The sequence below is a fragment of the Microbacterium galbum genome, assembly GCF_032464915.1.
GTDB classification, from domain to species: Bacteria; Actinomycetota; Actinomycetes; order Actinomycetales; family Microbacteriaceae; genus Microbacterium; species Microbacterium galbum.
In genome coordinates, this window is sequence record NZ_JAWDIS010000001.1 from 1742371 (window position 1) to 1760359 (window position 17989).

Annotated in this window: 16 protein-coding genes; 11 read left to right on the top strand and 5 right to left on the bottom strand. The window is 73.9% G+C overall.

Going from position 1 to position 17989, the window contains the following annotated elements:
* Nucleotides 1-249 precede the first annotated feature (249 nt).
* Nucleotides 250-1038, top strand: coding sequence for an enoyl-CoA hydratase-related protein (locus RWH45_RS08210; protein WP_315994383.1), 789 nt, complete (start codon nucleotides 250-252; stop codon nucleotides 1036-1038).
* Between the two features lie 103 nt (nucleotides 1039-1141).
* Here RWH45_RS08210 and RWH45_RS08215 read toward each other — a convergent pair whose 3' ends face one another.
* Nucleotides 1142-1669, bottom strand: coding sequence for a MarR family winged helix-turn-helix transcriptional regulator (locus RWH45_RS08215; RefSeq protein ID WP_315994384.1), 528 nt, complete (start codon nucleotides 1667-1669; stop codon nucleotides 1142-1144).
* A gap of 317 nt (nucleotides 1670-1986) precedes the next feature.
* Here RWH45_RS08215 and RWH45_RS08220 point away from each other — a divergent pair, with 317 nt between their 5' ends.
* From RWH45_RS08220 to RWH45_RS08230, 3 genes are all read left to right on the top strand, one after another.
* Nucleotides 1987-2763 (top strand): electron transfer flavoprotein subunit beta/FixA family protein, encoded by a 777-nt coding sequence (locus tag RWH45_RS08220; RefSeq protein ID WP_315994385.1) that lies wholly within the window; start codon nucleotides 1987-1989, stop codon nucleotides 2761-2763.
* Nucleotides 2763-3728, top strand: a complete 966-nt coding sequence (locus RWH45_RS08225; protein WP_315994386.1) for an electron transfer flavoprotein subunit alpha/FixB family protein — start codon at nucleotides 2763-2765, stop codon at nucleotides 3726-3728. The genes RWH45_RS08220 and RWH45_RS08225 overlap by 1 nt, the downstream gene beginning before the upstream one ends.
* Before the next feature lie 279 nt (nucleotides 3729-4007).
* Nucleotides 4008-5555, top strand: coding sequence for a cytochrome b/b6 domain-containing protein (locus RWH45_RS08230; RefSeq protein ID WP_315994387.1), 1548 nt, complete (start codon nucleotides 4008-4010; stop codon nucleotides 5553-5555).
* Between the two features lie 174 nt (nucleotides 5556-5729).
* Here the strand turns inward: RWH45_RS08230 and RWH45_RS08235 are convergent, their stop codons facing one another.
* Nucleotides 5730-6383 (bottom strand): TetR/AcrR family transcriptional regulator C-terminal domain-containing protein, encoded by a 654-nt coding sequence (locus tag RWH45_RS08235; protein ID WP_315994388.1) that lies wholly within the window; start codon nucleotides 6381-6383, stop codon nucleotides 5730-5732.
* Nucleotides 6384-6437: 54 nt separating this feature from the next.
* On the opposite strand from RWH45_RS08235, the gene RWH45_RS08240 reads away from it, so the two are divergent.
* Genes RWH45_RS08240 through RWH45_RS08250 form a run of 3 tightly spaced genes read left to right on the top strand, consistent with a single transcriptional unit; the run spans nucleotide 6438 to nucleotide 8313 of the window.
* Entirely contained in the window at nucleotides 6438-7040 is a 603-nt protein-coding gene (locus RWH45_RS08240) for a biotin transporter BioY (RefSeq protein ID WP_315994389.1), read from the top strand.
* On the top strand, nucleotides 7037-7723 hold the full coding sequence (locus RWH45_RS08245; RefSeq protein WP_315994390.1) for an energy-coupling factor ABC transporter ATP-binding protein: 687 nt from the start codon (nucleotides 7037-7039) through the stop codon (nucleotides 7721-7723). Before RWH45_RS08240 ends, RWH45_RS08245 begins: the two co-directional genes overlap by 4 nt.
* Entirely contained in the window at nucleotides 7717-8313 is a 597-nt protein-coding gene (locus tag RWH45_RS08250) for an energy-coupling factor transporter transmembrane component T family protein (protein WP_315994391.1), read from the top strand. The genes RWH45_RS08245 and RWH45_RS08250 overlap by 7 nt, the downstream gene beginning before the upstream one ends.
* Nucleotides 8314-8362: 49 nt before the next feature.
* Here the strand turns inward: RWH45_RS08250 and cofE are convergent, their stop codons facing one another.
* Together cofE and RWH45_RS08260 are read right to left on the bottom strand one after the other, a co-directional pair.
* Nucleotides 8363-9121 (bottom strand): coenzyme F420-0:L-glutamate ligase, encoded by a 759-nt coding sequence (cofE, locus tag RWH45_RS08255; protein WP_315994392.1) that lies wholly within the window; start codon nucleotides 9119-9121, stop codon nucleotides 8363-8365.
* A 2-nt stretch (nucleotides 9122-9123) separates the two neighbouring features.
* Nucleotides 9124-9630: a GNAT family N-acetyltransferase gene (locus RWH45_RS08260; RefSeq protein WP_315994393.1), complete on the bottom strand. Its 507-nt coding sequence runs from the start codon at nucleotides 9628-9630 to the stop codon at nucleotides 9124-9126.
* A 105-nt stretch (nucleotides 9631-9735) separates the two neighbouring features.
* Between RWH45_RS08260 and RWH45_RS08265 the strand changes: the two genes are divergently transcribed.
* Entirely contained in the window at nucleotides 9736-10641 is a 906-nt protein-coding gene (locus tag RWH45_RS08265) for a DUF817 domain-containing protein (RefSeq protein ID WP_315994394.1), read from the top strand.
* A gap of 45 nt (nucleotides 10642-10686) precedes the next feature.
* On the top strand, nucleotides 10687-11247 hold the full coding sequence (locus RWH45_RS08270) for an acyl-CoA thioesterase (RefSeq protein ID WP_315994395.1): 561 nt from the start codon (nucleotides 10687-10689) through the stop codon (nucleotides 11245-11247).
* Between the two features lie 30 nt (nucleotides 11248-11277).
* On the opposite strand, the gene RWH45_RS08275 is transcribed toward RWH45_RS08270, so the two are convergent.
* Entirely contained in the window at nucleotides 11278-12255 is a 978-nt protein-coding gene (locus RWH45_RS08275; protein WP_315994396.1) for an acetylxylan esterase, read from the bottom strand.
* A 184-nt stretch (nucleotides 12256-12439) separates the two neighbouring features.
* On the opposite strand from RWH45_RS08275, the gene RWH45_RS08280 reads away from it, so the two are divergent.
* Entirely contained in the window at nucleotides 12440-16150 is a 3711-nt protein-coding gene (locus RWH45_RS08280; RefSeq protein ID WP_315994397.1) for an aldehyde dehydrogenase family protein, read from the top strand.
* 241 nt (nucleotides 16151-16391) lie between these two features.
* Nucleotides 16392-17903: an arabinosylfuranosidase ArfA gene (gene arfA / locus RWH45_RS08285; RefSeq protein ID WP_315994398.1), complete on the top strand. Its 1512-nt coding sequence runs from the start codon at nucleotides 16392-16394 to the stop codon at nucleotides 17901-17903.
* The last annotated feature ends 86 nt before the right edge of the window (nucleotides 17904-17989 follow it).

The window sequence follows — 17989 nt, forward strand, 5'->3', positions numbered from 1 at the left end:
TGGGGCTCGTGCGGGGCGATTCGGTGGGCGTGGCGCGGGCGCTGACGGGGCCGGCCCGATTCGGGGCGGAATCCGCGCGTCGGAGCGTACGTGCCACGCCCCGCAGCGCGAAACGCGCGCCGGACTCGACAGCCTCGCGGCCCCGGCACGACGTCGACGGGCCGGCGGCGGAACCCCCTCGGCGGATGTCGGGGGCGCGTGCGAGCATGCCAGGAGCGGGGCCGACCGCGGTGACACGACGGGAGTGACATGACGGACCAGGATGCCGAGTACGAGACGATCCGCGTCGAGCAGCGGGGCCGCGTCGGGTGGATCACCCTCGACCGACCCGAGGCTCTCAACGCCTTGAACACGCAGACCATGCGAGACGTCGTCGCGGCGGCGGAGGCGTTCGACGCCGACGAGGGCGTGGGCGCGATCGTCGTCACGGGCAGCGAGAAGGCGTTCGCGGCCGGAGCCGACATCAAGGAGATGGAGCAGAAGTCGGGACTCGACATGATGCTCACCGACCACTTCGGGGCCTGGACGCGGTTCGCCGCGGTGCGCACGCCGGTCATCGCCGCGGTGTCGGGCTACGCGCTGGGCGGCGGATGCGAGCTCGCCCTCATGTGCGACGTGATCCTGGCATCCGATCGCGCGAAGTTCGGCCAGCCCGAGGTGCAGTTGGGTGTCATCCCCGGAATGGGCGGGACGCAGCGGCTGGTCCGCGCGCTCGGGTACTACAAGGCCGCCGAGCTGGTGCTCACGGGGCGCATGATCGACGCCGCCGAGGCGGAGCGCGCGGGCCTCGTGTCCCGTGTGGTGCCGGCCGCCGAGCTGCTCGACGACGCCGAGAGCACCGCCCGCACCATCGCCGAGAAGCCCCTGCCGGCGCTCTACGCCGCCAAGGCGGCGCTCGATGTCGCTCTGGAGTCCACGCTCGCCGAGGGCGTGCGCTTCGAGCGGCAGGCGTTCGCCGCGCTCTTCGACACCGCCGACCAGAAGGAGGGGATGGCGGCGTTCCGCGAGAAGCGGTCGCCGTCGTTCACGCACAGATGAGCCCCGTCAGCCCGGCCCACGCAGGCGATTACGTCGCCTCGCGTATCGGCGCGCCCGCGCGCGACCGGCGGCCGGGGGCGTGCGACGCGTCACCCGTCGGTGCTCAGAGCGGGTCGGGCACCGGGGCGGGGTCGGCGAAGTCACCGGCTCCCTTGCGGAAGCGCGCGATGATGCGCACGAGAGCCGTCGCATCGTCGTCGTCGAGGCCGAGGTCGGCGAACACGTCGTTGAGCGCGGTCGTCGCCTCATCGACCCGTCGTCGCCCGGCGTCGGTCAGCGCGAGCAGTGCGGCGCGCCCGTCGGTGGGGTGCGGCTCACGCGTGACGTACCCGTCGCGGGCCAAGCGCTCGACGGTGTTGGTCACGCTCGTCGGATGCACCTGCAGGCGGGCGATCGCGCTCGCCATCGGCATCCGTCCCTCGCGGGTGAAGGCGAGCAGCCGCAGCATCTCGAAGCGCGAGAACGACAGATCGAAGGGCTTCAACGCCCGGTCGATGGATGCCATGAGCAACTGGTGCGCCCGGATCACCGAGGTCACGACCGTCATGCCGTCGGCCGCGTCGTCCCACCCGTGCGCGAGCCACTGGCGCTTGGCCTCGGCGATCGGGTCGACCGGCAGTCGTCGCGTCATGGATCCTCCTCGCCTGTCACGGTACCGCTCGGGCGGCGCGGCGGCCCGCTCTCCGCGGGGACGGCGGTGGCTGAGCCTTCCGAGCCCGGTCGACGCCTCTGCGCGACCCGGTCCCTTCGGCGGGCTCAGGGACCTCCGCCTCGCCGGGGAGGGGCCGCTTCGCTGCTCGGCCGCGGAAAGGCGGTGGCTGAGCCCGTCGAACCCTCCGCGGGCTCGGTCCGGTCGGCGGGTCGGCGACTCCCGGGCCCGTCCGTGAAGCAGTCATCCCGTCGCCGCGACGTCGCGGCATCCGTCCCCCGAACGAAGGAGCCGCGTCGATGAAGATCGTGGTGCTCATCAAAGAAGTCCCCGACACGTGGGGCGACCGTCGTCTCGACCTGGAGACGGGTCTGACCGACCGTTCCTCGTCGGCCCCGGTGCTCGACGAGATCGACGAGCGCGCGGTCGAGGCGGCGCTCGCGCACGCCGACGCGCACCCCGGCACCGAGGTCATCGTCGTCACGATGGCCCCCGCCTCGGCCACGGCGACCGTGCGCAAGGCCCTGGCGATGGGGGCGACCTCAGCCGTTCACGTCGTCGACGACGCTCTGCGCGGCGCCGATCTGCTGCTGACCGCCGACGTGCTCGCCGCGGCGACCCGCCGCACGGGCTTCGACCTCGTGATCGCGGGCAATCTCTCCACCGACGGCGGGGGAGGAGTCGTCCCCGCCATGGTCGCCGAGATGCTCGGCGTGCCGCAGCTCACGGCGTTGTCGAGCCTCGAGGTCGCCGACGACTCCGTGTCGGGCGACCGCGTGAGCGATGCCGGGACGATGCGGGTGTCGGCATCCCTCCCCGCCGTGGTGTCGATCACCGAGGCGCTTCCGGAGGGGCGCTTCACGACCTTCAAGGGCATCATGGCCGCCAAGAAGAAGCCCTTCGAGACGTGGGATCTCGCCGAGCTCGGCGTCGAGGCCGACGACCCCGCACAGGCGCGCTACATCATGCTGTCGGTCACCGAGAGGCCCCCGCGCGCCGCCGGTACGAAGATCGTCGACGAGGGCGATGCGGGCGAGAAGCTCGCCGCCTTCCTCGTGGCCGAGGGGGTGGCGTGATGAGCGTCGCGCTGGTCCTGCTCGAGGTGCTGCCCTCGGGCGCACTCGCCGCCTCGTCGGCCGGGCTGCTGGCCGCCGCCGTGGAAGCGGGGGAGCCGGTCGCCGTCCTCGCGGCTCCCGCCGACGTGCTCGATCGCGCGGCGGAGCAGGCCGCGGGGTTCGGCGCGGTGCGCGTCCTCACCGCCGAGGTCGATCCCGCGGTGCTCACCGGCCCCGTCGTCGATGCGCTCGCCGCGGCGGTGGCCGCCGAGAGCCCCGACCTCGTGCTCGCCTCGAACGCGATCGAGTCGCGCGATGCCGCGGCCCGCCTCGCGGTGCGATTGCGCCTGCCGCTCGCGACCGACGTCGTCGGGGTCGGGGGCGACGACCTCGGCGTCGTCGCCCACCACGCGGCCTTCGGCGGTGCGTTCACGGTCGACGGGGCGCCGACCTTCGGTCCCCTCGTCGCGACCCTGCGCCCCGGGGCGGTGGACGCGCGCCTCGAGGCGCAGCCGCTCGCCGTGCGCGGCCTGCAGGTGACGGCATCCGGGGCTCCGTCCGCCCGGGTCGAGGACTTCTCGGAGACCGTGGCCCCCTCGACGCGGCCCGAGCTGCGCGGAGCGGGCGCGGTCGTCGCCGGTGGCCGAGGGCTGGGCTCGAAGGAGGACTTCGCGCTCGTCGAGCACCTCGCCGACGTGCTCGGCGCGGCCGTCGGTGCCTCGCGCGCGGCCGTCGACGCGGGGTACGCCCCCGCGAGCACGCAAGTGGGACAGACTGGGGTGTCGGTCTCGCCGCGGCTGTACGTGGCCCTGGGCATCTCGGGGGCGATCCAGCACCGGGCGGGGATGCAGACGGCCGGCGTGATCGTAGCGGTCGACAAGAACCCCGACGCTCCCATCTTCGACATCGCCGACTTCGGTATCGTCGGAGACCTGTTCACCGTCGTCCCGCAACTCATCAGCGCGCTAGAGGCCCACAAGAAGTAGATGGCGTCCACACCCCGCACTCCGCGACGCGGGCTGCCGCGCGTCCCCGGTGGGGAGCCCTGGCCGCCCGCGGGTTCCGGCGCGTCCGTGCGAGACGGCGCGGATGCCGCGGTGGCTGCGGAGCAAGACGCGGGCTCTGCCGCGACCCTGCGAAGCGGTGCGGAGCTCGCAGACCCCGGGCCGCGAGATGCGGGCGGTGCAACGACGTCACAGGCGCGGACGGAGGATGCGCGCCCCGAGCCCGGCTCGCTCGAGGTGGGGGGCGCTGCGGTGCCGACGGTGCGCCGCGGTCTCCCCCGCGAGCCGCGCGGCGGGCCGTGGCCGCCGGCATCCGCCTCGCCGGGAACGCCCTCCACGGGATCCGCTCGGCGCAGCGGGATCGCAGCGGAGACGCCCTCCCCCGCGGATCCGGTGCTCGCCTCCGATGCCGTCGAGCCCTCGGGCGGTACCAGCGACTCCGGCCCGGCCGTCACGCCTCCGGTGACGGATGCCGCGACCGGAGGCGTGCGCCGTGGGCTCCCGCGCACGCCGGGCGGCGAGCCCTGGCCGCCGGCATCCGTCGCGGTGGGCACGCAGCCGACGCCGGAATCGGGCCGGAGCGACGGGATCGGATCGGGGGCGTCCGCGGGGCCGACGTCGCGGCAGTCGTCCGAGCCCGGCGTCGTGTCCGCGGAGACGGCCGAGCCCGGGGCGCGCGCGACTCCCGCACCCCTCATGGCCTCCGCGCCCTCCGCGCCCGCGGCCCCGCGCCCTCCGCTCACCGTTCGCCGCACCGTCTGGCCCGGAGCCGCCGCGCGCCGAGCGGCCGCGGGACGCGACGCCGTTCCCGGAACGGCCGTCCGCGCGGCATCCGTCCCCGCCGGTGGCGCGGCCCGGCCGGCCTCGGCGTGGTCGTCCCCGGCCGCTCTCCGCGACTACTCGCCCGTGCAGCTCCTCGGCTCGGCCGCCGTGCTCGGCGTCTTCGCCCTCGCCCTCGTCGGCATCGTGGTGCTGCTCGCGCGTTTCGTGCTCGCGCTCGGGCCCGGGCGGGAGTTCCTCGCGGCGTTCCCCGGCGAGTACCCCCTCCCCGCATCCGCGCCCGTCGGTCTGCCCGCGTGGCTCAACTGGTCGCATTTCCTCAACAGCTTCTTCCTGCTGCTGATCATCCGCACCGGCTGGCAGGTGCGTCGCGAGAAGAGACCCTCCGCCTTCTGGTCCCCGCGGAACAACCGGAAGCGGCGCATCAGCCTCGCCCTCTGGTTCCATCAGGCGCTCGACATCCTGTGGATCGCGAACGGCGTGGTGTTCGTCGTGCTGCTGTTCGTCACCGGGCAGTGGATGCGGATCGTGCCGACCTCGTGGGAGGTGTTCCCGAACGCCCTCTCGGCCGCGCTCCAGTACGCCTCGCTCGACTGGCCCACCGAGAACGGATGGGTGAACTACAACAGCCTCCAGCAGCTGTCGTACTTCGCCGTCACCTTCGTCGCCGCGCCCCTCGCGATCGTCAGCGGCGTGCGCCTGTCGGGCGTCTGGCCGAAGGATGCCGACAAGCTCGACCGGCTGTACCCGGCCGAGTGGGCGCGGAAGGTCCACTTCCCGACGATGCTCTTCTTCGTGGCCTTCATCGTGGTGCACGTCGCCCTCGTGCTCGCGACCGGCGCCCTGCGCAACCTGAACCACATGTACGCCGCCCGCGGGTCGGTGGACCCCGAGGCGTTCACCGGCGACCCGACCGGACTGCTGATCTTCGCGGCATCCCTCGTCGTGATGGCGGCGGCGTGGATCGCCGCGCGCCCCGCGGTGCTCGTGCCGATCGCCCGCCTGTTCGGCGAGGTGAAGCAGCGCTGACGCCGCGCCCCCCGCGCCCCTGTCGCCGAGACCGCACCCGGTCGCCGAGACAGCACCCGGTCGCCGAGACCGCACGGGATCGGCAACGAACGCATGCGGTCTTGGCGCGACCACGCGGTCTCGGCGGCAGCCCGCGACCCGTGAGGAGGCCCCGGGCCCCGGCCCGGCGTGCCCTCAGACGCGCGCGCGGAGGCCGGCGACGATGAGCTCCAGGCCGAACGCGAAGTCATCGCCGGCCAGGCCCGCCGGTGCGCCGGCGGAGCCCGCAGCGGCGATGCCGGAATCCGCGGCGGCGCTGCCGGAACGCGCGGCGGTGCGATCGAGACCCGCGTCAGCGAGACCGGATGCCGCGGCGAGATCGGGACGCGCGCCCGCGCTGTCGTACTGCAGGCGCTGCTGTTCGTGCCAGACGAATCCGAGCACGTAGTGCAGCACGGTCGTCGCGACCCGACGAGCGGTGCCGGCGTCGAATCCGGCGTCGACGACGGCCGACGACAGGCGCTCGACCGCGACGGACGACCCCAAGCCCATGGCGAGCGTGCTCGAGACCACCTCGGCGCCGTCGCGATAGGCGAGCAGGGCGTCGCGAAGGGCGTGCGCCTCGCGGACGAGATCGACGGCCGGGCCGGATGCCATCCGCCCGACGATCCGATCCGAGAGCTCTGCGAGGAGTGACTGCTTGTTGGGGAAGTGCCAGTACAGGGCGCTCGGCTGCACCTCGAGCGCCGTCGCGAGGCGACGCATCGTCAGGTCGGGAAGGCCGTGGTCGTCGAGGATGCGCAGGGCTGTGCGGGCGACGTCGTCGGCGGAGTGTCCTCGAGGTGCCATGGGGATGAGTATAGTGAACGCCGTTCAGGTGAACACTGTTCAGGAAGGCTCCCCATGACTCGCACCCTCGACGCCACCGACCTCGCCCGCGTCGCCGTCTTCGCCGCCCTCATCGCCGCGCTCGGGCTCCCCGGGAGCTTTCCGGTCTTCGGCGGCGTGCCGATCACCGCTCAGACGCTCGGCGTCATGCTCGCCGGTGCCGTGCTCGGCCCCTGGCTCGGCGCGCTGTCGGTGACGGTGCTGCTCGCCCTGGTCGCGGTCGGTCTCCCGCTGCTCGCCGGGGGGCGAGGCGGGATCGGCGTCTTCTTCGGCCCCACCGCCGGATACGCGCTCGGGTGGATCCTCGGCGCGATCGTCATCGGCCTCCTCGTCCACGCGGGAGGTCGCCGCCCGGTCGTCTGGCGCACCGCCCTGGCGATGCTCGCCGGCGGCGTCGGAGCGATCTACGCCCTCGGCATCCCCGTCCAGAGCCTCGTCACCCGACTTCCGCTCGGAGAGACCGCCCTCTCCAGCCTCGTCTTCGTGCCCGGGGATCTGCTCAAGGCGGCGCTGGCGACGGTGGTGGTGACCGCCCTCGTACGCGCCTACCCCCGCGGCTTCCGTCGGGACTGGCGCGAGGCGGCCCCTGCGCCGGTCGCGGTCGGAACCACGGCGTGAGCACGATCCGCTGCGACGGGCTGTCGGCCCGCCTCGGCGGTCGCGAGGTGCTGCGCGACGTCACGCTCGACCTCACCGCCCGCACCATCGCCGTCGTCGGCGACAACGGTTCGGGCAAGTCCACGTTCGCGCGGCTCGTGGCGGGCCTCCTCCCGCGCTCGGCGGGAGAGCTGACCGTGCGGGGCCTCGATCCCGATCGGGATGCCGCCGAGTTGCGCCGCCGCGTCGCCCTGGTCCTCAGCAACCCCGACGCCCAGATCGTGATGCCGGTCGTCGCGGACGACGTCGGGTTCTCGCTGCGCACCGAACGCCTGTCGAAGGCGGAGCGCGCGGAGCGGGTGGCCCGCGCCCTGGCGCGATTCGCGCTCGCCGACGTCGCCGATCGGCCCGCGCACGACCTGTCCGGCGGGCAGAAGCAGCTGCTGGCGCTGTGCGGCGCGTTCATCCGCGAGCCCGACCTCGTCGTCGCCGACGAGCCCACGGCGTTCCTCGACGCCCGCAACGCGCGCCGCGTCGCCGGCCACCTCCTGGCCGACACCGGGCACGCCCTGATCCTCGCGACCCATGACCTGGCCCTCGCGCGACGGTGCGATGCCGCCGTGCTGTTCGCGGAGGGGTCCGTGAGCGCCGCGGGCGCGGCATTCGACGTGGTGGACGCCTACGAACGGGCGCTGAGGTGCTGAGCCTCTACCGGCCCGGCGGCGGCATCCTGCACCGGTTGCCCGCGGGCCCCACGATGCTCCTGCTCGCGATCGTCGCGCTCGGGCTGGCGTCGCTGCCGAGCGCGGCGTGGACCGCCGCCGTCTGCGGCGGAGCCGTGGTCCTCGCCTATGCCGTGTCCGGCCTCGGAGTGCTCGAGCTGGGGCGGCAGCTCCGAGGCCTGCGCTGGATCCTGGCGATCACCGCGACCGGCCAGCTCGTCTTCCTCGGCCCCGAACCCGCGTTGGCGAACACGGCGCGCGTCGCGGCGGCGCTGCTCATCGCGGCCCTGCTGCCGCTGACCACCCGCGTGGACGACATGCTCGACGCCCTCGAGCGCGGCCTCCGCCCGCTCCGCAGGATCGGGATGGATGCCGACCGCGCGGCGCTCCTGCTCGCGGTCACGATCACGACGGTCCCGGTCCTCGCGCGGCTGGCCGCCGAGGTGCGCGAGGCCCAGCGCGCCCGCGGCATCCGGCCGTCGCTGCGCGCGGGCATCCTCCCCTTCGTCGTGCTGTCGCTCCGGCACGCCGACCAGCTCGGCGAGGCGCTCGCCGCCCGCGGGGTGCGCTGACGTCGCCTCACCATCGCCGACGGCGTGGTTCGAGCGACTCGGCGCCCCGCTACGCCCCCGCCGCGCGGCCCGCCGCGAAGCCCTCGGCGTAGGCCTCGTCGGCGCCCTGGCGGAACATGTCGCGCACCGGGTCGCGCACGATCGAGCGCGCACCGGGAAGGTCGAGGTCTCCGACGAGGTCGGCGCGCCCGCGCACGATCGCGACGGGCCGGCGCGCGGCCTTTCCCTTGACCAGATCGGTGGCGGCGGCGATCTCGTCGGCCACGCACGGCAGGGTCACCACGAGGGGGCGGCCTTCGGCATCCACCGTTCCGCGGAGGTCTTCGAAGACGTGGATGCCACCGGCCCCGATCGCGTGATCGGTCTGGCCCTCGCGCCAGGCGCGGCCGAGCGTGTCGGTGATGATCACGCCCACGTGCGCGCCCGTCGCCGTGCGCAGCCCGGTGGCGAGGGCCCGCGCCGAGGCGTCGGGGTCGACGGGCAGCAGCAGCACGGTGCCCTCGGGGGTGTTGCTCGCGTCGACGCCGGCGGCGGCCGAGACGATGCCGAGGGGGTTCTCGACGATGCGCGTCACGTGTCCGGTGGGGGAGGTGCGGGAGGCCACGAGGCGCACGGTCTCGCGCGTGATCGCGTCTTCGCGGTCGGCGGCCTCGATGATGCGCCCCTCCGCCTTCGACACGATCTTGCTCGTGACGACGACGATGTCGCCGTCGCGCAAGGGTCCGTCGACGGCATCCAGGATCACCCCGACGAGGTCGTCGCCGGGGGTGATCTCACGGATGCCGTCGAGGGCCCAGATCTGCAGCACGATCAGCGGACGAAGCGCACCTCGGTGAGCTCCTCGCCGAGGAAGGGCTCGGTGTGCGAGGCGCCGTCGAGAGCGAAGCCGTTGCGCGTGTAGAAGCGGTGCGCGCGGGGGTTGTCCTCGGCGACCCAGAGGTACAGGCCCTCGCCCTCCTCGACGGCGGCGTCGAAGAGCTGCTGGCCGATGCCCGTGCCGTGGTAGGCGTCGAGCAGGTAGATGAAGTACAGCTCGCGCTCGCGCGGGGCGTCGTCATCGCGCGCCGGACCCGAGCCGACGAAGCCGACGATCTCGCCGTTCACGAGGGCGGCGTGCATGCGGTATCCGTCGCCCTGGGCGGCCCAGTGGGTCCAGAGCTCGGCCATGCGACGCGGGGAGACGGCCTCGAGGGCCGCCTTGCTGATGAGGTGGTCGTAGGTCTCGTGCCAGCAGGTGGCGTGCACGCGGCCCAGGGCCTCGGCATCCACATCGCGCACCGGACGGACGACGATGTCGGTTCGGGTTTCCGCAGTCATGGCGCGACTCTACGCGCGGGCACGGCGGAGGTGAAATCGGGGTGGGCGCGCGAGGCGATGGGGTAAGAGAGGCGTCTGTCCGGCGCGGTGTGCCACGATGCGCGGGTGCCGGATCGTCGCTCGTTCACCCCCGTCGAGGCCCGCATCGACGCGGTCGCGAACCGTCTGCTCGCCGGCGCGCCCACCTCGGGGGCGCGGGCGCGGGCCGTGGAGTTCGCCGTCTTCGTGCTCAAGCAGGCGTGGGCCTGCGTGTTCGGGGCGGCCTTCCTGGTGGTCGTCCTCGCGGCGAAGCTCTGGTACCCCGACGGCGCCGCGCTCGCCCGCAACGACGCCCTCACGATCGCCGCGGTGCTGATCCAGGTCGCCATGGTCGCCGGTCGCCTCGAGACCCTGCGCGAGCTGCGGGTCGTCGTGCTCTTCCACGTCGTCGGTACCGTGATGGAGCTGTTCAAGACCGACGTCGGCTCGTGGATGTACGCCGCCGATGGCGTGCTGCGCCTCGGCGGGGTGCCCCTGTACAGCGGGTTCATGTACGCCGCGGTGGGCAGCTACATGGTCCGCGTGTACCGGCTGTTCGACCTGCGCTTCTCGCGGTACCCGCGACGGTGGCTCACCGCCGTGGTCGCGGCGCTCGTCTACGTCAACTTCTTCTCGCACCACTGGATCGTCGACCTGCGCTGGGGGCTCGTCCTGGCCGTCGTCGTGCTGTGGGGCCGCACGACCATGCACTTCCGCTTCTTCCGGGGGACGTTCCGCATGCCGCTGCTCTTGGCGTTCGCGGGCGTGGCGCTGTTCATCTGGCTCGCCGAGAACATCGCCACCTACGCGGGAGCCTGGCTCTACCCCTCGCAGGTGGGCGGGTGGCATCCGGTCGACGCGTCGAAGCTGTCGTCGTGGTTCCTGCTCATGATCGTCTCGGTGGTGCTCGTCACGTGGGTCTATCCGCCGCGCAGGCCGGATGCCGAGGAGCCGACGCCGCAGGGATCGACCGGTCATCCTGTGGATATGTGACAACGCAATCGCCGATCCGTCGTCGACTCGCTACGCTCGCCCCTCGTGAACGTCCTCTGGCGCACGCTTCTCGTGCTCGTCCGTGCCCGCCGTCTTCTGCGCCGCGAGGGGCCTATCGACCCGAACACGGTGGCGCGCCTGCGCATCCGCGTGCTGCCGACCGACATCGATCTGCTGCGCCACCTGAACAACGGGCGGTATCTGTCGCTGTTCGACCTCGGGCGCTGGGACCTGCTGACCCGCGCCGGACTGATGTCGGCGATGACGACGCAGGGCTGGTACGCCGTGGTGGCGGCTGAGACCATCACCTTCCGCCGATCGCTGGAGCTCTGGCAGCGCTTTGAGCTCGAGACGCGCCTGATCGGGCACGACGACCGCGCCGTGTACCTCGAGCACCGCGCGCTGGTGAAGGGCGAGATCTACGCCCGCGCGGTCATCCGGGCACGCATCCTGCGCCGCACCGGCGGGACCGTCCCGCACGACGAGCTCTTCGCCGCCGTCGGTCGGCCGGAGGGGCTGCCCGACATCGAGTCGTGGGTGCACGACTGGGCCGCGGGTTCGTCGCTGCCGTCGACGAAGCGCCCGGCGCCGAGCGTCTGGAGCTGAGCGCCGACCCCGCAGCCGCCGCCGAGCGGCTCAGCGGCCGAAGCGCGCGTCGAGCCAGGCCACCTGCTTCATGAAGTGGCGATAGCCGCCGCCCTCGTGCCCGTTGTAGCGGTAGACCTCGATCGCGGTATCCGTGGATGCCAGCGCGTGGAACGACGCGAAAACGCCCGAGGGCAGCACGACGTCGTCCATCAGCGCGACCGAGAACAGCGCGGGAGCGGTGATGCGGCGGGCGAGGATCGCTCCGTCGACGTAGGAGAGGGTGCGCAGCACCGCGTCCTCGGCATCCCGGTGGACGGACAGGAACCGCGTGATCTCGGTGAAGGGCGCGAGGGGGGTGCGCACGATCGCCGACGGGAAGTCCGCGAGGAACGGCACGTCGGGCAGGAGCGCGGCCACCGCCCCTCCCGACAGCGCCGCGGCGGCGATCGAGAGTCCGCCGCCCTGGCTCCCGCCGGTCACGGCGATGCGCGAGGCGTCGACGCCCTCCATCCGTGAGACCTCGTCGACCAGCCGCACGGCGTCGGTGTACAGCCGGCGGTAGTAGTAATCGCGGGGGTCGAGGATGCCGCGGGTCATCACGCCCGGGAAGGCGGCGGCCGATCCGTGCGGGTCGGGGGTGTCGCCGACGCTCCACGTCGACCCCTGGCCCCGGGTGTCCATGATGACGTGGACGTAACCCGCCGTCGCCCAGGCGGTCTTCTCGCCGGGGAGGCCGCGTCCGCCGCCGTAGCCGATGAACTCGACGACCGCGGGCAGCTCCTCGTCGCCGTGCGGGCGCACGACCCAGCCGCGGATCTCGTCTCCGCCGAAGCCGGTGAAGGTGAGGTCCTGCACGCGGAGGGCCCGGACGGGCGACGCGACCTCGGCCAGCCGGAGGGGGCGAGCGGCCGCCCGGGCCTCGGCGAGCGTCTCGTCCCAGAACGCGTCGAGGTCGTCGGGCGCGGTGAGCGCGGGACGGTACTCGCGGAGCAGCTCGAGGGGAAGGTCGGTGAAAGTCTGGGCCATGCGGATCTCCGTCGATGTGGGGGCTGCACCGACAGTAGCGAAGGAGACGATCCGGTGCCCGTCACGGTGTCATCGCATTGCGGCCGGTCGTGCGCGGGTCGTCATCCGAGTGGTGCGCGTCGGATCCGCCGCTTGCGCGGCGGGCCGCCGGGATGCCAAGCGCGCGATGCCTAGGCTGGCGCTCATGAGCACGAACGACCCTCGCGCCACCGGTCCTGCGCTCTCCTCCGACGTCGCCGAGCGTGCCGCAGCGCGGATCGCCGCGTTCTCGCCGCGGCCCGTCGCCCCCGCCCGTGGCGGCGACCTCGCCACCGACGCGGAGGCCGCGGACTTCACCGCCGCAGCCGTCGACGGCGTGCTCCGGCCCGAGAGTCTCACCGCGTCGGCCGCGGCCCTGCACCGCCTGGCCGAGGTCGTGCCCTCCTCGCTCCCGTGGTTCGTGCGCGGGGCGCTCCAGCTCGGCGGCGCGGTCGCCCCGGTGATGCCCACGCCCGCCGTGCCCCTCGCCAAGCGCGCCCTGCGCGATCTCGTCGGCTCCCTCGTCGTGGACGCGCGTCCCGAGCGTCTCGCCGCCGACCTCGCCGCGCTCGCCACTGAGGGGGAGACCCCCGATCTCCGCCTGGTCGGACCCGCCGTCCTCGGTGACACCGCCGCGCGACGTCGGCTCGACGGCATCCGGTCGCTCGTCTCCCGCGACGACGTCGAACGCGTCTCGCTCCCGCTCGCCGACGTGGTGGCGGGCCGGTCGGCATGGGCTTTCGACGCCGAGGTCGAGCACGCGGCCGAGCGCGTCCTGCCCCTGTTCCTCGACGCGCTCGCCGCCGGCACGCACCTCACCCTCGTCGTCCGCGACCGCGCCGAGCTCGACGTGACCGTCGCCGTGCTCACCCGCGTGCTCGAGGAACCGCGTCTGACCGGCATGCGCGCGGGCATCGCCCTCCCCGTGGCCGTCTCCGAGACGGTCGAGGCCGCGCGGGAGCTCGCGGCGTGGGCACGGCAGCGCACGCACGATGCCGGCGAGCGCCTCACGGTGCGTCTCGACGACGCCCCGATCGAGACCCCGGATGCCGCGACCTCCGCCCGCCACGGATGGCAGGCGCCCGCGGTCACCGCGCGCGACGACGTCGACGCCGCCCTGGTGCGCGTCCTCCGCGAAGCGCTGAGCACGCGCGCCCGCGACGGCCTGCGGGTCGAGGTCGCCACGGCCGACCCGGAGCGCGCCGCCATCGCCCTCGCGCTCGGCGATGACGCCGGTGCCGAGGTCGCACTCGTGCTGCCGCGGGCCACGCCGTGGATCCCCGACGCCGCCTGCGTCCGGGCGGTGGCGGTCGTGCACCCCGACGACCTCGACGCGGTCGCCGCACCGCTCGCCGCTGCCGCCGCCGCGATGGTCGCGACCACTGCGGGGCTCCCGCCGGCTGGGCCGACCAGCGCCTCCGGCGAGGCGTCGGGCGACGAGGACGAGCCCGACGCCGCGACACCGGAGACCGCCGCGGTCGCCGCCCGCGCGCGCCGCGCGCTCGCCGGAGCCGACGCACCGCCGCCCGCGGGCCGCCTGCCGCTGCGCGACGTCGCGCCGGAGCCGGCGATCCTGCGCGACCCCGCCGATGCCGACGCCGACGAGCCGGGTCTCACGCAGGCCGTGCTCGGCATCGCGCGCGAGGCCGCGGCATCCGAGGACACCTCCGCCCTGGGCCCCGACGTGCAGCAGATGCTGTTCGGCGGGCAGGCGTTCGTCGACACCGCGGTGTTCTCGGCACGAGAGAGCGCGGAGCTCGCCGGGGGAGCCGCAGGCTTCCGCAACAGCGCCGACACCGACCCGACGGTCGCCGCTGACCGCTCCTGGGCCCTCGCCGTGCTCGACCGCGTCGGCGGCTCGACCGCGGGAGATGCGACGGCCGCCGCGGGGCGCATCGACGACGAGAGCGGCCTCGACGAGGCCGTGACGCGCGTGCGCACCGGTGGCCACGCGTGGGGCGCGTTGGCCGCCGCCGATCGCTCGGCCGTCCTGCAGGCGGCGTCGCGGACGCTCGCCGCTCGCCGCGCCGAGCTGATCGAGGTGCTCGCGTCGGAGGGTGGCGCGCTTCTCGCCGAAGCCGACGCCGAGGTGAGTCAGGCGGTCGACGCCGCCGCGTACTACGCCTCGACGGCGAAGGAGCTCGACCGGGTGCCGGGGGCCGTGTTCGTCCCCGATCGCCTCACCGTCGTCGCGCCCCGGTGGAACGCCTCGGTGGGACTGTGCGCGGGCGAGACGCTCGCCGCCCTGGCCGCGGGGTCGGGCGTCCTGCTCACGCCCTCGCCGCGGGCGCGCCGCGCGGGGGCGGTCGTCGCCGACGCGCTGTGGGCGGCGGGGGTGCCGCGCGACGTGCTCGCCTACGTCGACCTGAACGAAGACGCCTCGGGCCGGGCGCTGATCGCCCACCCGGGTGTCGACCGCGTGCTGCTCTCCGGTGCCCGGACCACGGCCGAGCGCTTCGCCGCCTGGCGTCCCGCGCTGGCGATGCAGGCGCTCACCGCCGGTCGCAACGCCGTGATCGTCGCGCCCTCCGCCGACCTCGACGAGGCCGTGGCCGACATCGTGACCGGCGCCTTCGCGCGGGCGGGGCAGGCGGCCACCGCGGTGTCGCTCGTCATCCTCGTCGGTGCGGCCGCGCGCTCCGCGCGGTTCACGGACCAGCTGAAGGATGCCGTGTCCTCGCTGCGCGTGGGACCGGCCGACGACCCGCTGTCCGATGTCGGGCCCCTGGTCGAGGAGCCGACAGGCGAGGTGCGGCGTGCCCTGACCGTGCTCGGCGACGGCGAACGGTGGCTCGTCGAGCCGCGGGAACTCGACCTCGGTCCCGAGACGGCCGGGCGGTTCTGGTCGCCGGGCGTGCGCACGGGGGTCACCGCCGGGTCGCACCTGACCCGGGCTGCGGTGGCGGCTCCGGTGCTCGGCATCCTGCACGCCCCCACCGTGACGCGGGCGATCGAGCTGCAGAACGCGATCGGCTCGGGTTTCGTCGCGGGGCTGCACACGCGCGACGCGGCCGACCTCGACCTCTGGCTCGACACCGTGGAAGCCGCCGTGCTGCGGGTGAACCGCGCCTCGACGGGCGCGGTGGTGCAGCGCGAGCCGATCGGCGGGTGGGGCGAGGCCGCGGTCGGCGACGGTGCGATGTCGGGCGGGCCGAACCGGCTCGTGACGCTCGGCTCGTGGCGGCCCTCGACCGGCGGGGCGTCGTCGTCGACGCTGCACCTGCGCGGACTCGACAGTCGCATCACCGCGCTCATCGAGGCCGCGCAGCCGACCCTGTCGTACGAGGCGTTCGACTGGCTCCGCCGCGGAGCGCTGTCGGACGCCGTGGCGTGGGATCGCGAGTACGGCCGCGTGCGCGATGTCTCGCGGCTCGGCGTCGAACGCAATCTCCGCCGCTACCGTCCGGCCGACGTGGCCGTGCGGGCGACGGCCGACGCGTCGTGGCAGGCGGTGCTGCGCGTGCTCGTGGCGGCGGTGCGATCGGGCTCGACGTTCTCGCTCAGCACGCCGGTGGGGCTCCCCGCGGCCGTGCGGCACCTGCTCGGCGAGAGCGAGATCGCGGTGTCGGTCGAGAGCGACCAGGAGTGGCTGCAGCGCCTGGCGGGTGGCATCCCGGATGCCGAGACCGGCGCCGAGACGCCGATCGTCGCTCCGCGGCCGGGGCGTGTGCGCCTGGTGGGTCCCGCGGCGACGGTCGAGGCGGTGCGCGCGGCGGTCGCCGAGACGGTCGGCGCCGACGTGTCGCTCACCCTCTACGCCGACGAGGTGACGACGGCGGGTCGCCTGGAACTGCTGCCGTTCCTGCGCGAGCAGGCCGTGTCGATCGGCGCGTTCCGCTTCGGCCGCGTCGACCCCTGGAGCGCCGAGGTGATCTGAGGCGCGCTCTCGCTGCGCCCTGGGCGGCCCCTGCCCGGTGGTCGAGGTCACGGGATCTCGCCGAGGTCACGGGTCGTGGCGCGCGTGTTCGCCCAGGTCGCGTGGTCTCGCGCCGGTGCGGGGCGCGAGGGCGCGACCGGGGCGTGCGCCCGCCGCGTCGCCGGCCGTGGGGTGGTTTCGAAAACCCTGGGCGGCCGCGACGCGGGCGGGTAGCGTCGGAGGCCGAACGCGAGGAGCACCGATGACCGCTGCCCGACTCACCGTCGACCCCCGTCTCCCAATCGGCCCCGTGCGCCGCCGGCTGTTCGGGGGGTTCGTCGAGCACCTCGGCCGCCACGTCTACGACGGCATCCACGAGCCCGGCCACCCCGAGGCCGACGAGCAGGGCTTCCGTCGGGACGTCCTGGAGCTCGTGCGCGAGCTCGGGGTGACGATGATCCGCTACCCCGGCGGCAACTTCGTCTCGGGCTTCCGCTGGGAGGACAGCGTCGGACCGCGAGACCGGCGCCCACGCCGCCTCGACCTCGCGTGGCATTCGACCGAGACGAACGAGGTCGGCTTGCACGAGTTCGCCGACTGGCTCGACAAGGCCGGCAGCGAGCTCATGCTCGCCGTCAACCTCGGCACGCGGGGCACGCTCGAGGCGATCGACCTGCTCGAGTACGCCAACCTCCCCGGCGGCACGGCTCTGTCGCAGCAGCGCATCGACAACGGCCGCGAGTCCCCGTTCGACGTGCGCGTGTGGTGCCTGGGCAACGAGATGGACGGCCCGTGGCAGCTCGGCCACCGCTCCGCCGACGACTACGGCAAGATCGCAGCCCGGACCGCGAAGGGCATGCGACAGCTCGACCCGTCGATCGAACTCGTCGTGTGCGGATCGTCGGGCGCCCAGATGCCGACGTTCGGAGACTGGGAACGCGAGGTGCTGACCCACACCTACGACGACGTCGACATGATCTCGTGCCACGCGTACTACCAGGAGCACGACGGCGACATCGACTCCTTCCTCGCCTCGGCGGTCGACATGGACCGCTTCATCGACGCCGTCGTCGCCACCGCCGACCACGTCGGCGCCGTGCGGGGCAGCGCGAAGAAGATCGACATCTCCTTCGACGAATGGAACATCTGGTACATGGACCGCGTCGAGTCCGTGAAGCCGACCGCGATCGACGACTGGCCCGTCGCCCCGCGCCTGCTCGAGGACGTCTACTCGGCCCTGGATGCGGTGGTCTTCGGCAGTCTCATGATCTCGTTGCTCGCGCACGCCGACCGCGTGGCATCCGCCTCCCTGGCCCAGCTCGTCAACGTCATCGCGCCGATCATGACGGAGCCCGGCGGCGCGTCCTGGCGGCAGACGACGTTCTTCCCCTTCGCGATCACGTCGCGGCTCGCGCGGGGAGAGGTGCTCCGCCCGCAGGTCGAGGCGTCGACGATCGACACCGCGAGGTACGGCACCGTGCCCGCGGTGGATGCCGTGGCCACCCACGACTCGGAGACCGGGGAGAGCGCCCTCTTCCTCGTCCACCGCGGGCGCGGCGACGCGGTCGAGCTCCGGATCGACGTGGCAGGTCTCGGAGACGTCGAGATCGTCGAGGCGCACGTGCTGCACGACGACGACCCGTACGCGAGCAACACCCTCGACGACCCCGAGCGCGTACAGCCCCGGACGCTCGAGACGCGCCTGACGGACGGCATCCTGCACGTCACGCTCCCGCCCATCGCGTGGGCCGCGGTGGCGCTGCGGCGGGGGTGACCGGCACAGGCCCACGCTCACGATCTCAGCGATCCGCACGAACTCAGCCGTCTCGAGAGGGAAGCGGCTGAGGGTGTGCGCATCAC

What these genes read in the sequence shown, in the direction of transcription:
- RWH45_RS08240 (WP_315994389.1), top strand. Translation starts at nt 6,438, where the DNA reads ATGACTCGCACCCTCGACGCCACCGACCTCGCCCGCGTCGCCGTCTTC.
- RWH45_RS08280 (WP_315994397.1), top strand. Translation starts at nt 12,440, where the DNA reads ATGAGCACGAACGACCCTCGCGCCACCGGTCCTGCGCTCTCCTCCGAC.
- RWH45_RS08235 (WP_315994388.1), bottom strand. Translation starts at nt 6,383, where the DNA reads ATGGCACCTCGAGGACACTCCGCCGACGACGTCGCCCGCACAGCCCTG.
- RWH45_RS08210 (WP_315994383.1), top strand. Translation starts at nt 250, where the DNA reads ATGACGGACCAGGATGCCGAGTACGAGACGATCCGCGTCGAGCAGCGG.
- RWH45_RS08225 (WP_315994386.1), top strand. Translation starts at nt 2,763, where the DNA reads ATGAGCGTCGCGCTGGTCCTGCTCGAGGTGCTGCCCTCGGGCGCACTC.
- RWH45_RS08275 (WP_315994396.1), bottom strand. Translation starts at nt 12,255, where the DNA reads ATGGCCCAGACTTTCACCGACCTTCCCCTCGAGCTGCTCCGCGAGTAC.
- arfA (WP_315994398.1), top strand. Translation starts at nt 16,392, where the DNA reads ATGACCGCTGCCCGACTCACCGTCGACCCCCGTCTCCCAATCGGCCCC.
- RWH45_RS08260 (WP_315994393.1), bottom strand. Translation starts at nt 9,630, where the DNA reads ATGACTGCGGAAACCCGAACCGACATCGTCGTCCGTCCGGTGCGCGAT.
- RWH45_RS08215 (WP_315994384.1), bottom strand. Translation starts at nt 1,669, where the DNA reads ATGACGCGACGACTGCCGGTCGACCCGATCGCCGAGGCCAAGCGCCAG.
- RWH45_RS08220 (WP_315994385.1), top strand. Translation starts at nt 1,987, where the DNA reads ATGAAGATCGTGGTGCTCATCAAAGAAGTCCCCGACACGTGGGGCGAC.